This window comes from Aliiroseovarius sp. PrR006, assembly GCF_010500215.1.
Taxonomy (GTDB): Bacteria; Pseudomonadota; Alphaproteobacteria; order Rhodobacterales; family Rhodobacteraceae; genus Aliiroseovarius.
The window spans coordinates 291,233-305,108 of record NZ_JAAGOY010000004.1 but is presented as its reverse complement, the minus strand read 5'-3'; the positions used below and the strand labels follow the sequence as shown (position 1 = coordinate 305,108).

Here is a 13,876-nt window from a genome sequence, read left to right as displayed (position 1 = left end):
TTTCAACCCTATTTACTTAGCAGGACACACGCAATGAGGAGAAGAAAGATGATCTCGATACTTTCAAATTCGTTTCGGACTGCCACACGCATGGAGCGTCAGACCGATGGCCAGAAACCTGTCTTTCGGGATGAGAGGAAAGCCTTGAACGACGACCAGATCCGCGCAAAGCAAGAGCTGCGCCGCTGGAATCAAAGATGGTACATGGGGTGAAAACTGGGCGTGATTACCAGCCGCCAGTCAGCCCCAACCACAACATACGGCCGCGCCGGGAAACCTCGGCGCCGCCAAGTGCACCATCTGCCACAAGCGCGGGGTGCTTTGCAGCTTGCTTCAGGATCCCTTGAGCCCGCCATGCGCTGCGCAAAGCGGGGTTCCCCTGACGTCCCAAAGCCGCCCGCGCGGCGCTAAGGTGCTTAAGACCGCCAGCGCAGAGCTCTTGGATGATCGCGGCGTCTGGCACAACATGACCGCGTCCGGCCTTTGCCAAAGCCGGTTGAGCCAGCAACCAATTGGCAAGCCCCGCGGCCTCGCCCAAATCTTCCAAAGCGGTGTCGATTTCGTAATCGCCTGCAAACTCGGTCATGCCGCATAGCTGACCACCCGCTAGCATCAAAGCGCCGGATGTTGCCCGCAGATAGGCGCGGATCTGATCCGCACCTTGGGGCTGGTTTCTCTGCACATCACCCTCGCGCGCCTCAATGATACGCAGCAACGGATCAGCCCGCATATCGCCCCAGATCACCAATTGAGATAACGGTGTGGCCACGTCATGACGCGGTGCCTCGGTGCCGTCGACAGCGCCGGTGACCACATCGCGCCAGAACTGAAGCCGGATCAAAGCGACCATTGGTTCTTGCGACATGTACGGCGCGCGCGCGACTTCCAGATTGAACGCATAAAGCGGAAAGAGCCGTTTGCGCTCGTCCACCGTGCCGCTCATCGCCGCCAGAAAACGATCCGGATCGCCCTTCAGAACCTGCTCGGCGCAGGCGGCAATTGGGTCGTAGTCTTCAGGGGGCGATGTCATGCGGGTTTCGCCCCGTCACGCAGAAGTTTCCAGATGATTGCGTCCAACAGCGCCTCGAACGAGGCGTCAACGATGTTCGGGCTGACGCCCACGGTGGACCAGCGATGCCCGGCCCCGTCTTCGCTGTCGATGATGACGCGGGTCTGAGCCTCGGTCCCGCCTTGGGTGATGCGCACCTTGAAGTCGACCAGTTGCATGTCTTCGATGATCGCCTGATACGGCCCCAAGTCCTTCGCCAGCGCCTTAGCCAGCGCGTTCACCGGGCCGCGATCGGTGCCAGAGGCGTCCATGCTTTCGGACACGGACAGCTTCTTGTCGTCGCCAATTTTCACCACGACGATGGCCTCGGACAGGCTGATCATCTGGTTGCGCTTGTTCTTGCGGCGCTCGACGGTGACCTTGTAGCGCTTCACTTCGAAGAACTGCGGGAGCTGGCCCAACACGTCACGCGCGACCAGCTCGAAACTGGCTTGCGCGCCGTCATAAGCGTACCCCTGATCCTCACGCTCTTTCACCTGGTTCAGGATTTCACCCAGACGCGGATCACCTTGTTCAACGTCGATCCCGGCATCGGCCAAACGGGCCCGCAGGTTCGATTGCCCGGCCTGATTGGACATGGGCACGATGCGAGTGTTCCCGACAGTTTCGGGCGGGATATGTTCGTAAGTCGTCGGATCTTTCAGGATCGCAGACGCATGTAGTCCCGCCTTATGCGCAAAGGCCGAGGCGCCGACGAAGGGCGACGACTTGTTCGGAACGCGGTTCAGGATGTCATCAAGCTGGCGCGACAGGCGGGTCAGACCGGCCAGCGCCTCTTGGCTCACACCCGTTTCGAACTGGCTGGCGTAAGGTTCCTTGGTCAGCAAAGTCGGGATCAGCGTGGTCAGGTTGGCATTGCCGCAGCGCTCGCCCAGCCCGTTCAGCGTGCCTTGCACCTGACGTGCGCCTGCGTCGATTGCGGCCAGCGAACACGCTACCGCATTGCCGGTGTCGTCATGAGTGTGGATGCCCAGATGGTCGCCGGGGATGCCCGCGGCGATCACAGCCTTGGTGATCTCGTACACTTCATGGGGCAGCGTTCCGCCATTGGTGTCGCACAGCACAACCCAGCGCGCACCGGCGTCATAGGCGGCTTTCACGCAGCTGAGCGCGTAAGTAGGATTGGCCTTGTAGCCATCAAAGAAATGCTCGGCATCATAGAGCGCCTCGCGCCCTTCTTTGACCATGTAAGCCATTGTCGCGCTGATGTTTTCCACATTCTCGTCCAGCGTGATACCAAGCGCGGTGGTGACGTGGAAGTCGTGACTTTTGCCCACCAAGCAGACCGCCGAGGTGCCCGCGTTCATCACGCCCGCCAACACGTCGTCATTTTCCGCCGAGTACCCTGCCCGCTTGGTCATGCCAAAGGCGGTGAAGGTGGCGCGGGTCTTGGGGGCCGCATCGAAGAAATCACTGTCGGTGGGGTTCGCACCGGGCCAGCCGCCCTCAATGTAATCCACACCGAGTGCGTCCAGAGCGGTCGCGATCTGCTGCTTTTCGGTCAGCGAGAACTGCACTCCCTGAGTCTGTTGGCCGTCGCGTAGCGTAGTGTCGTAGAGATATAGGCGCTCGGTCATAGCAGCCCCTCCAGTTTCGATGCGTCAAAGCCGGTACCGGGTTCCAACTCGACGCCTTCTTTGGACATACGGATCTGAACACCTGCCTCGGTCAGCGCGGCCTTCAGCGCGTCCACTGCAGCGAAATCCTTGGTTTGCATGGCTTCAACACGGGTTTCGTGGAGCTTTTGCGCCAAGCCAGACAGATCGATAGACGGGGCTACGGCCCAATCGCCAAGATCATCTATCAACAACCCAAGCAGTTTCGCAGAAGACTTAAGAACGCTTCCGCCTACTCCAGTTTCTTCGACCTTCTTAGCGAGGGTATGCAGAGCTGATATTGCCAACGAGGTGTTCAGATCGTCTGCAAGTGCCTGAACAATCAGATCATGGGGTTTCTCATTGCCTTCAAGACCAGCGACCAGACCACGCCACTTGCGCAATGTTGCCTCGGCCTCGGCCCGCTTCTTCTCGGTCCAATCCATCGGCTTGCGATAGTGTGTCCCCAAGAACACAAAGCGGATCACCTCACCCGGAACGCCCTGCTCCAACAGGTCATGTACCGTGAAGAAGTTGCCCAGCGACTTGGACATTTTCTTGCCCTCGACCTGCAACATCTCGTTGTGCAGCCAGTAATTCGCAAACCCCGCATCGGGATGGCTGCATTTCGACTGGGCAATCTCGTTTTCATGGTGCGGGAATTGCAGGTCATTGCCGCCGCCGTGGATGTCGAACGATGCGCCCAGCAGGTCGTGGCTCATGGCCGAGCATTCGATATGCCAGCCGGGGCGACCGCGGCCCCACGGGCTGTCCCAACCGGGCAGATCATCGGTCGAGGGCTTCCACAGCACGAAATCCATCGGGTCGCGCTTGTTGTCCGCGACCTCGACCCGCGCGCCGGCGATCATGTCATCGACCGAGCGGCCTGATAGCTGGCCGTAGTCGCCATAGCTTTTGACCGAGAACAGCACATGCCCTGCCCCGTCCGGGTAGGCATGGCCCTTGGCAATCAAATCCTCGATCATGTCGATCATCGGCTGGATGAACTCGGTCGCACGCGGCATTTCGTTGGGATCCATCGCCCCCAGCGCGCGCATGTCGTTCAAATACCAGTCAATCGTCTCGTTCGAGCGTTCGTGGACAAGCTCTTCCAACGTGCCGGGGGCCCCTGCTTCTTTGCGGGCCAGCGCGGTGGCGTTGATCTTGTCATCTACGTCGGTGAAGTTGCGCACATAGGTCACGTGATCCGGCCCATAGACGTGACGCAGCAGGCGATACAGCACATCAAACACCACCACGGGGCGCGCGTTGCCCAGATGGGCGCGGTCATAGACGGTCGGCCCACAGACATACATGCGGACATTCTTATCGTCGATCGGGGTGAAGTCCTGCTTCGCCCGCGCCATCGTGTTGTAAAGCTTGATGTCCGTCATGATGTCCTCGTGCGTCCGCGCGCAAATGTTCCCACAGAATTTCCCGTGCGGGCTTAGCAACTTCTTGACATGTATGGAATAGAAGAACGGCCCGCCTGACGATGTCAGTGGGTAATGCAGCAGATAATGATGATGCTTTTCCGTTTCATGGGCGCGACGCTAGCACTCTTCCGGATGGCTGCCAAGCGGGTTGTTCCCCCGCTTAGCCATGATCAGGCCTGTGCCGCATTGGTTTTCACAGCCAGCACCCCTTTGGACCACATCATCAGGACCTTATAGGCGATGGGTGGGATAATCAGGCTCGCGGCCACAAGGCTCAGCCCCGCGATGATGCGCAGAACGTCTGATCCCGTGTGCGCGGCGGCGATCTGCATCACGGTCGAGAACGCGGCTAGCGGGAAGGTGAACGCCCCCCACAGCGGGCTGAAGCCTGCGACGGTTAGCCAGCGGGCCCGCAGGACCAAAAGACTGAGCAGTGCTACGGCCAGAACGCTCAGACCATAAGCGACTTGGACCTCTCCGATTAGGAATGCGATCGTTCCCAACACGCTTGCAGGCGCTAGGTGCATGGCCAGCAGAGGGCGCAAAGGCGGCGGCACATCTGCGCGGATAAACTGCGCAAGGCTTGCGCCCCAGATGGCCAGCGCAATGGCGAGGCTGATCCAGAAGACCGCGGTGGAATAGGTGTGGAGCTCGAGCGGTAGTGCCGCCAACGGGCTCAGAATGAAGCCCACGAAAATCAGATGCCAGACCGGTGTGACGGATCGCGCCTCGACCGGGCCTGTGATGAGGCTATGCGCCACGCGCAGAACCACGACGACATGGGCCGCCAGCGCCAGACCAAAGATCACGGTTGCCAATGTGGTCGAAAACGGCACGACAGTTGCCGCCAGCAGATAGCCCGACAGAACCATCGCGATGATGCCCGCGCGCCCCGGTAAGATCTTCAAATCCTCTGTGAATGTGGCGGATCTCTGCATCAACTTCCCGATGTAAGCCACGAGACAAAATAGGTAAAGTAGCGTCACCGCGCCAAGGATCATGTCTCCGAAAGCTCCCGACACACTGAACCCGTCAGCCGCACGACGCCATGCCAGACCCAGCCCGAACGCCCCCATGATCGGCGGAAAAATTGCGGGTGGAGTGCGCTGAAACAGGCGCGTTTTCTCGGGAATGGGGGGTGGAGGCGGGAAATAGGGCTTCTTGCTCATGCGGGATCCTTTCGGCTTGCCCTGATGTAACGCGCGCTAATCGATTGCGAAAGCCCAGCCAAAGCGCGCTATTGTCGCATCCTATCACGTCTGTGTCAGCCGGTGACGGACTTTCGCGCATCCGAGAGCGTCTGATGCACCGCCGCCCTCAGAAGCGAGGCTTCGGACCCAACCCCAAGGAAGGTCACACCAAGATCACGGTAATAGGCAAAGTTGGTGCTGTCGTAATGCAGAATGCCCGCCGCCTTCCCCGCGGCACGGATCTTGGCGATGCCCTCGGCAATGGCCGCCTTTACGTCAGGATGGCCGGGATTTCCGCGATGGCCCATATCGGCGGACAGGTCAGCGGGGCCGATGAAGACGCAGTCGACGCCATCGACAGCGGCAATTTCGTCAAGATTTTCCATCGCCACGCGGGTCTCGGCCTGTACGATCAGGCAGATCTCGTCATTGATGTTGGCGCCATAATCCGCAACGCGCCCCCAGCCCGAGGCGCGTGCAACCGCCGCGCCCATACCGCGCCGTCCTTCCGGGGCATAGCGGGTGGCCGCGACCATCTGGCGGGCGTGGTCAGCGGTGTCGACCATCGGCACCAGTACGCTTTGCGCCCCAAGATCAAGGACTTGCTTGATCACCCAATCCTCGCCGATCGGAACGCGCACGATGGGATGGCTGTCATAGCCCGTCATCGCACGCAGCTGGTTCTGGATCGTCACAGGATCATAAGGTGCATGTTCTCCGTCGATCAGACACCAGTCATACCCTGCCGCCGCCGCAATTTCAGTCGCCGAGACATCGCCAAGATTCAGCCACAGGCCGATCTGCATGTCACCTACGGCCAAGTTCTTCTTCAGCGTATTGGGTGATGCTGGCATTGCGCCCTCCATTGCTTAACATCGCAACAATAAGGCTAGAACATCCCTGCCCGTCCGACAAGCCCCTCTGGTTGTCAGTTCAGGTAATCCGAGCGCTGCAGACCGTATTTCGCCATCTTTTCGTTCAAGGTCCGACGCGGCAGGCAGAGTTCCTCCATCACACCCACGATAGACCCCTTATGGCGGCGCATCGTGTTGTCGATCAGCATCCGCTCAAACGCTTCCACGTATTCTTTCAAGGGCTTACCCTCGGTCGTCATGACCGGCTGAACCTCTTCATGGTCCGACATCAGAAGCGAGGAAATCGTGCCAGAGCCGCGACGTGATTGCAGCACGGCACGTTCTGCGATGTTTTCAAGCTGACGGATGTTGCCCGGCCACGGCGCTTGCAGAAGCTGGGCGGCCTCTTGCGCACTGACGCCCGGTGCAGCACAGCCATATTCATCGGCGAACTGGTCCGCGAAGACCGTGAACAACATCAAGATGTCTTCACCCCGCTGACGCAGAGGCGGCAGCGTGATCTTCATGGCGGCCAGGCGATAAAACAGGTCGGGACGCAGGCAATCCTCGCAGGTTTTGCCCTGCTCTTGCAGGTTGCAGATCGCCACAACACGTGTTTCCGCAGGACTGCCTTGATCGTTAATCCACGCAAGCAACCGCGCCTGAAGCCCCATCGGCATGCCTTCAATATCTTCCAGCACCAGAGTACCGCCACGCGCCTCTTCGACCAAAGGCAGAACGCCGCCTTCGTCGATCGGACCAAAGAAACGACGGGTCAGTTCGTCCTCGTCCACACCGGCACAGGACGTCACGACAAACCGCTTCCCCGCCTTCGCCCCCACCGCATGCAGCGCGTGGGCCACAAGGGTTTTTCCGGTGCCGGTCTCGCCCTCAATCAACACGTGGCCGTCGGACTGACCGATATCCAAAATGTCTTCGCGCAGGCGCGACATGACCGGAGACGCACCGATCAGCTTTTTCATGATAGTAGTGCCATCGCCCAGCTCGCGGCGCAACGCGCGGGCGTCCATCGCCATGCGGCGCTTATGGGTCGCGCTTTTCACCAGCTTGGTCAGCTGATCCGGATTGAAAGGTTTTTCGAGGAAATCATAGGCGCCCACACGCATCGCCTCGACCGCCATCGGCACATCGCCGTGGCCGGTGATCATGATGACAGGAAGGCTGCTGTCCTGGCTCATCAGCTTCTTCAGAAAGCCCATACCATCCAAACCCGGCATACGGATATCGGACACAACGATGCCCGGATAATCCTGTCCGATGCTTTTCAAGGCCTCTTCGGCCGAGGGGAATGTGTCGGTTTCAAACCCCGACAGGGACAGCCACTGAGAAATGGACTGCCGCATATCCTGTTCGTCATCGACGATCGCGACTTTAATTGCCTGTGCCATGGCGCCCTCCTAAGTGCGCTTCTTGTCTTGGCCGCTATTCAGCGGCTTCAATATCGGCGTCTTCCGCTTTTAAGATAGGAAGTTCGACCTCAAATACAGCCCCCCCGTCCTGACCATTGCGCGCAATCAAGCGCCCGCCAAGGTCAGATACGATGCCCGACGAAATCGCCAGACCCAGCCCAACCCCGTCGCCCGGGGCCTTCGTGGTGTAGAAGGGTTCAAAAAGACTGTCCAAATCGTCCACGCCGTTTCCGTTGTCCCGCACTGTGATCAAGGCGTAGTCGCCAAGGCTGACAATGATGTCCACCTGAGGCATCTCGACCGACTTGGTCGCGTCCAGTGCGTTGCGCAGCAAATTGATCAGGACTTGTTCCAGACGCAACCGATCGCCCATAACCATCACCGGATCGCGCGGAATATTGCGCGTGATGCGAACTTCGCGGCGTTTCAGCTGCGGTTCCATCATCGACAGGGCCGAGGACACGCAGTCGCGCACGTCCATCGGTTCAAAGGAATCGCCGCCTTTGCGGGCATAGGATTTCAGCTGGCGGGTGATGGCGCCCATGCGGCCAATCAGATCGTCGATCCGCTGGAAGCTCGACAACGCCTCGTCAGGTCGTTTGCGTTGCAGCAGCAGACGCGCGCCCGCGAGATAGGTTTTCATCGCTGCCAAGGGCTGGTTCAGCTCGTGGCTGACAGCTGCCGACATCTCGCCCAACGCGGCCAGCTTCGAGCTCTGGGCAAGAGTTTGTTCTGCCACTTGCAGGTTTTCTTCGGCCCGTTTGCGTTCGGCAATCTCGCGCTGAAGGGCAAGGTTCAGCTGGCGCAGTTCGGCTGATTCCTGCGCGAACTCGGCGCTGCGCCATTGAGCGCGTCGGCTGATTACGTAGAAAAGCAGTGAAAGAAGGATCGCGAATGTCATGATTTCCAACGACAAAACCGTATTCACCTTCTCACGCACCGACGCATATGAGGTGAACGAGGTCATGCGCCAGCCCTGAAACGGCACGCGGGTTTCATGGCGCATCACCGCCTCGCCCAGATAGAGCACTTCGGCAGGCAGGCCTGACCAATCAATCGCCTGACGGGCCGAGCGGCGTATCGCCTCGGGCGCCGATACGGTCGCCAACGCTTCGCCTTCAGGCTTGCCGCGCCATCGCGATTCTGTTGCCAGGATTACGTTGCCTTCGCTGTCCGTCACCAATACCGCGTCCGAGATCCCGGCCCAGCTGGTTTCGAACTTGCGCAGGTCCACGCCGACGACAATCACGCCCAGCAGATTGCCTGCCTGTTCAATCTTGCGCGAATAGGTAAAGGCGTATTGCCCGGCCTCGGTCTGAACGGTCGTGAAAACGGTATCGTTGCTACGCAATGCGCTGACGAAATAGGGATCAGTGCGATGTTGGGACCCCAGTGTTTCGCGGTTGCTCGCCGCAACGGCGCGCCCGTCCCGGTCCAAAAGCAGAAGCGATGCGGCCTCGATCTCGTCCAGATACGAGATCAGGCGGGCCGTACTTTGCGAATAGTCCGAGGTATTGAGTGCCGAGATCAGCGCGGGATCGCGGGACAGCAACAGCGGGACGACGGAATTTCGCTGTAACTCGCTGATCAGGTTGCCGGAATACAGCGCGACACGCAGTTCGGCCCGGTTGCGAGTCGTTTCGGTATAGCGCTCGGTCAGCAGTTGGTTCGAGAAATAGACGACCGCCACGGCCAAAGAAATCAGGGCGATCAGCACCAGCCGCCCGCGCATGCTGACCCCAGGGCGCGGTGGCCGCGGGTCAGGCAAGGTGTGTGTGGTCTCATCCCCCATAGGGGAAAGATAGGGCGCATCACGCCCCATCACAATCAGGCAGCGACGACGCTGTCGACCAACGAGCGGAACATTGCCACCCCGTCAGTGCCACCGTGAAGCGCATCCACACAGCGCTCCGGGTGCGGCATCATGCCAAGAACGCGACGGTTCTTGGAAATCACGCCCGCAATATCCCCGGTCGAGCCGTTGGGGTTGTCACTATAGGTGAAGGCAATCCGACCCTCGTCACGCAGCTGTGCCAGCTTTTCATCCGTGACGTTATAGTTGCCGTCATGGTGCGCCACCGGCACGGTAATCTCTTGCCCTTGCTCGTAGCCCGACAGGAAGTCACATTCGGTGGTTTCCACTTTCAAACCAACGGGTTTGCAGATGAACTTCAGGTTCGCGTTGCGCATCAGCGCACCGGGCAGAATGCCGGTTTCGGTCAGCACCTGAAAGCCGTTGCAGATGCCGATGGCATAACCGCCGCGCTCGGTGTGCTTGATCAGCGAACGGGTGATCGGCGACTGGGCTGCAATGGCCCCGCAGCGCAGGTAATCCCCGAACGAAAATCCACCAGGTACACCCACGATATCCAGATCGGTCGGCAGCTCGGTTTCCTTGTGCCAGATCATTTGGACCTGCGCACCGGCGCGCTCGAACGCTACCGCAAGATCGCGGTCACAGTTCGAGCCGGGAAAGACAATGACACCGGCCTTCATCACAGCACCTGAATGGCATAGTTTTCGATCACGGTGTTGGCCAGAAGCTTCTCGCACATATCCTTGATCTGCGCTTCCGAGGTGCCTTCAGCCACGTCCAGCTCGATCACTTTGCCCTGACGGACTTTTTCGACGCCTTCAAAGCCCAGATTGCCAAGCGCGTGGCGCACGGCCTCGCCCTGAGGGTCCAGAACGCCGGTTTTCAGCATCACATCAACACGTACTTTCATCGGTACACTTCCTTAGTTGATCAGGGTCGGTTTGGTGGTGGCATGGGTCACGTTCGAGGGCAGAACCCCCAGACGGCGCGCGACCTCGGTATAAGCATCGTTCAGGCTGCCAAGGTCCTGACGGAACACATCCTTGTCCAGCTTCTGGCCAGTTTCGATATCCCACAGACGGCAGCTGTCAGGGCTGATTTCGTCGGCCACGATCAGACGCGGGAAATCGCCTTCGTACACGCGGCCAAACTCGATCTTGAAATCGATCAGCTTGATGCCGACGCCGAACATCGTGCCGGACATGAAATCGTTTACACGCAGCGCCATGGCAACGATATCGTCCATATCCTGCTGCGAGGCCCAGCCGAAGGCGATGATGTATTCTTCAGGCACCAGCGGATCGCCAAGCGCATCATCTTTATACGAGAATTCAACGATGGGACGCGGCAAGCGGGTGCCTTCCTCAAGCCCCAGACGTTTCGCCATCGACCCTGCGGCATAGTTGCGCACGATCACTTCCAGAGGCACGATCTCGGCCGCGCGGACCAGTTGCTCTCGCATGTTCAGGCGTTTGATGAAGTGGTTCGGCACGCCAATCTGGGTCAAACCGTTCATGAAGAACTCGGACAGGCGGTTGTTCAACACGCCTTTGCCGTCGATTACGTCCTTCTTCTCGGCGTTGAACGCGGTGGCGTCATCCTTGAAATACTGAACGATGGTTCCGGGCTCGGGGCCTTCATACAGAACCTTTGCCTTGCCTTCATAAAGCTTCTTGCGCCGTGCCATAGGGTCCCTCGCGTCAGGTTGGACGGGCATGCACGTCACGGGCCCCCTGCCCGGTCGCGACTCCGTCGTTGCCCGCCCTATACGGGAAAGGCCCATGTGGGGCAAGAATATCGCCTCATGAAACAACAAATACAGGAAATCAGCCCCGTGAGAGCGCTAGCGGGGTTGCGATGCGCGCCTGTGATTGGCATATCAGACAGGAATGCGGACGCAGGCGCCTGCCGCTTGTGCACGGTAAGACCAAGACCCCTCCAGGTGATAAGGGAACACAATGACCACATTTGACGATCGCGAAAACGCGTTTGAAAACAAGTTTGCGCATGACGAGGAAATGAAGTTCAAGGCCGAAGCCCGCGCGAATAAGAAACTTGGCCTGTGGGCGGCTGAAAAGCTGGGCAAAACCGGTGACGACGCCGAAGCCTATGCGCGCGAAGTTATCGTATCGGATTTCGAAGAAGCTGGCCACGAAGATGTGGTGCGCAAAGTCACCGGCGACCTGAACAGCGTCACTGCTGACGAAGTTCGCGCCAAGCGCGCCGAACTGCTGGCTCAAGCCAAAAACGAGATCATGAACGAGGTCTAATCCTCGTCATCAGGTGAAAATGCTGGAAGGCGCGTCCGCAAGACGCGCCTTTTTCTCAAGAGGAACCGATCGCGCTGCTCACAGGCGGTGGGGCACGAAAAGTTCCTAAAGTTGGAGACATTAAGACTTCCTTCGTCGCGAACCCTGATGCTGCACAGAGGCACTTGAGATAAGATGGGGGCCTTGATCTATGAAATACGCCAAGGACACATCAGGTAGAACAGCCAATCGTGGGCTGTCAGCGGCACTTTCGCGCAGTGCCGAAAACGGGCTCGACCTGCGCCGCGCGGCGCTGCGTCAGTTGTTGCCGATTGGCCTGACCATTGGTCTGGTGATCCTGTTTTGGCAACGCGCGGGTGGATTGGATCTACCTTATATCTATACCTCGCTGAAAACTGTCTCGCCGCTGCAATGGCTTGGCGCTGCAATGTTTTCGGTCATCTCGTTTTGGGCGCTTGGAAAATATGATGGTGTCGTCCATCGCCTAATCGGCACCGATGTCTCGTCCAAAGCGGCCGAGCGTGCGGGGATCACCGCCATCGCCCTGTCGCAAACCGTGGGGCTGGGCGTGATCTCGTCGGCCTTTGTGCGCTGGCGCATGCTGCCAGACCTCTCTTTGATGCAAGCCATGCGGATCTCGGCGATCGTGGCTGCGTCATTCCTGTCTGCTTGGGCCGTTGTGGCGTCGCTGATTGCGTTGACCGTCCCAATGACCCTGCCGTGGGCGGGCTGGATCGCATGGATCGTTCTGGCCGGGGCTGCGCTGTTCGCGGTTTTATCGGTCCAGCGCCCCTCGATCATGTCCGCGCTGCACATCCCGCCCATACGCGCCATGGGCGCGTTTCTGGCGCTGGCGCTGATTGATACGGCCGCCGCCGGGGCGGCCCTCTGGATGGTCCTGCCGGACGGATGCGAAGTCGCACTTCTGCCTTTGATCGCAGCCTATCTTCTGGCCTTGGGCGCAGGCCTGATCAGCAGCGCCCCCGGTGGCATGGGCGCGTTCGAGGTGACGCTTCTGGCTCTACTACCTGCGCTTGACGCCGAACCCCTTCTGGCCGCCATTCTGGCCTTCCGCGCCGTGTATTATGCTCTTCCAGCTTTGATTGCTGCGGTGGTCACGATCCGGGGCCCCTTAGCCAAGTCCCGCTCCAAGGCGGACACCAGCGGCCCGGCACTTGTATCCCTGAAATCCGCGCCCAGCCTGCCCGTGCATGTAGCACAGGTCATCGCCGAGGCACCGCGCGCTGAAGCAGGATTGCTGCGCCAAGGCCGACTTTCCTTAATGACATCAGCGCAAGGGGCTCCGGTCGCAATGGCAGCGTCCTCGGGCCAAAGTCTTCTGGTGTTGTCGGATCCACTTTCAATAGCCACCGACCGCGGGGCGTTGATCTCGGAGATACGCTCGCTCGCAAAAAACAGCTTTCTAACACCATTTCTATACAAAGCTGGCGGCCGCTGGGCCGCAGCTGCGCGCCAAGCTGGGTGGCAGGTCTTGCCCATCGCACGCGAAGGCTGGATCAACCCGACCACATTTACACTGGACGGGTCAAACAAGCGCCAATTGCGTCGCAAACTCCGGCAAGCTGATGCTGCGGGGCTAACCCTGCGCGAAGCCGGCGCGGACCTGCCGCTTGGAAAGATGCAACGGATTGCTGACGACTGGCGCAAGGCCCGCGGAGGCGAGCGTGGCTTCTCGATGGGCAAATGGCATCCCGACCACCTGCCCCATGCCCGTGTCTATCTGGCGTGGCAAAACGAAGATCTTATTGGCTTCCTGACCCTTCACGAAAACGCTGCTGAACAAGTGTTGGACCTGATGCGTATGCGCCCCGATGCCCCAGACGGCACGATGCACGCGCTCTTGAACTACGCCATCGCGCGGGCAGCTACTGACGGCTGCACGCGCTTGTCTCTGGCAGCCGTTCCGTTAGAAGAACAATCGGGCGAACCATGGGCGTTCCACCATGCACGGCTGAAACTGGATAAGATCAGCGGGGCCGCCGGGCTGCGCCAGTTCAAGACCGCCTTCGCGCCCAGTTGGGAGATGCTCTATGCGGCAGCACCCTCGCGTCTAGCGCTGGCGTTCGGGGCGCTTGATGTCTCGCGCGAGATCTGCCGTAAATTTGAGTTCGGATCCATGAAACGGCAGCACTAGCCGCATTTTCTGGGCCGATTGATCCCAAATTCGACTTCAGATCGCGCCGCACATCAAACTG

13 protein-coding genes are annotated in these 13,876 nt (G+C 59.6%); 3 read left to right on the top strand and 10 right to left on the bottom strand.

Annotation, left to right across the window (positions count from 1 at the left end; genetic code table 11):
- Positions 1–48 precede the first annotated feature (48 nt).
- On the top strand, positions 49–213 hold the full coding sequence (locus tag G0Q00_RS01560) for a hypothetical protein (protein WP_163035735.1): 165 nt from the start codon (positions 49–51) through the stop codon (positions 211–213).
- A gap of 13 nt (positions 214–226) precedes the next feature.
- On the opposite strand, the gene G0Q00_RS01555 is transcribed toward G0Q00_RS01560, so the two are convergent.
- From G0Q00_RS01555 to purC, 10 genes are all read right to left on the bottom strand, one after another.
- The gene (locus tag G0Q00_RS01555; RefSeq protein ID WP_163035733.1) at positions 227–1,030 is read right to left on the bottom strand and encodes a squalene/phytoene synthase family protein; all 804 of its coding nucleotides are present in this window, start codon (positions 1,028–1,030) and stop codon (positions 227–229) included.
- Positions 1,027–2,646, bottom strand: coding sequence for a citramalate synthase (gene cimA, locus G0Q00_RS01550; RefSeq protein ID WP_163035731.1), 1,620 nt, complete (start codon positions 2,644–2,646; stop codon positions 1,027–1,029). The genes G0Q00_RS01555 and cimA overlap by 4 nt, the downstream gene beginning before the upstream one ends.
- Positions 2,643–4,058: a cysteine--tRNA ligase gene (gene cysS, locus G0Q00_RS01545; protein WP_163035729.1), complete on the bottom strand. Its 1,416-nt coding sequence runs from the start codon at positions 4,056–4,058 to the stop codon at positions 2,643–2,645. Before cysS ends, cimA begins: the two co-directional genes overlap by 4 nt.
- Positions 4,059–4,270: 212 nt before the next feature.
- Entirely contained in the window at positions 4,271–5,269 is a 999-nt protein-coding gene (locus G0Q00_RS01540; RefSeq protein ID WP_163035727.1) for a tellurium resistance protein, read from the bottom strand.
- Between the two features lie 95 nt (positions 5,270–5,364).
- On the bottom strand, positions 5,365–6,144 hold the full coding sequence (locus G0Q00_RS01535; protein WP_163035725.1) for an HpcH/HpaI aldolase/citrate lyase family protein: 780 nt from the start codon (positions 6,142–6,144) through the stop codon (positions 5,365–5,367).
- 74 nt (positions 6,145–6,218) lie between these two features.
- Positions 6,219–7,553, bottom strand: coding sequence for a sigma-54 dependent transcriptional regulator (locus G0Q00_RS01530; RefSeq protein WP_163035723.1), 1,335 nt, complete (start codon positions 7,551–7,553; stop codon positions 6,219–6,221).
- Positions 7,554–7,587: 34 nt separating this feature from the next.
- On the bottom strand, positions 7,588–9,306 hold the full coding sequence (locus tag G0Q00_RS01525) for an ATP-binding protein (protein WP_239058297.1): 1,719 nt from the start codon (positions 9,304–9,306) through the stop codon (positions 7,588–7,590).
- A gap of 95 nt (positions 9,307–9,401) precedes the next feature.
- Positions 9,402–10,070: a phosphoribosylformylglycinamidine synthase subunit PurQ gene (gene purQ / locus G0Q00_RS01520; protein ID WP_163035719.1), complete on the bottom strand. Its 669-nt coding sequence runs from the start codon at positions 10,068–10,070 to the stop codon at positions 9,402–9,404.
- A complete protein-coding gene (gene purS, locus G0Q00_RS01515; RefSeq protein WP_142853066.1) occupies positions 10,070–10,300 on the bottom strand; it encodes a phosphoribosylformylglycinamidine synthase subunit PurS in 231 nt (76 codons plus the stop codon). The genes purQ and purS overlap by 1 nt, the downstream gene beginning before the upstream one ends.
- Positions 10,301–10,312: 12 nt before the next feature.
- Positions 10,313–11,077: a phosphoribosylaminoimidazolesuccinocarboxamide synthase gene (gene purC / locus G0Q00_RS01510; RefSeq protein WP_163035717.1), complete on the bottom strand. Its 765-nt coding sequence runs from the start codon at positions 11,075–11,077 to the stop codon at positions 10,313–10,315.
- Between the two features lie 271 nt (positions 11,078–11,348).
- Between purC and G0Q00_RS01505 the strand changes: the two genes are divergently transcribed.
- Together G0Q00_RS01505 and G0Q00_RS01500 are read left to right on the top strand one after the other, a co-directional pair.
- A complete protein-coding gene (locus G0Q00_RS01505) occupies positions 11,349–11,660 on the top strand; it encodes a DUF1476 domain-containing protein (protein WP_163035716.1) in 312 nt (103 codons plus the stop codon).
- 190 nt (positions 11,661–11,850) lie between these two features.
- On the top strand, positions 11,851–13,815 hold the full coding sequence (locus tag G0Q00_RS01500; protein ID WP_163035715.1) for a phosphatidylglycerol lysyltransferase domain-containing protein: 1,965 nt from the start codon (positions 11,851–11,853) through the stop codon (positions 13,813–13,815).
- The last annotated feature ends 61 nt before the right edge of the window (positions 13,816–13,876 follow it).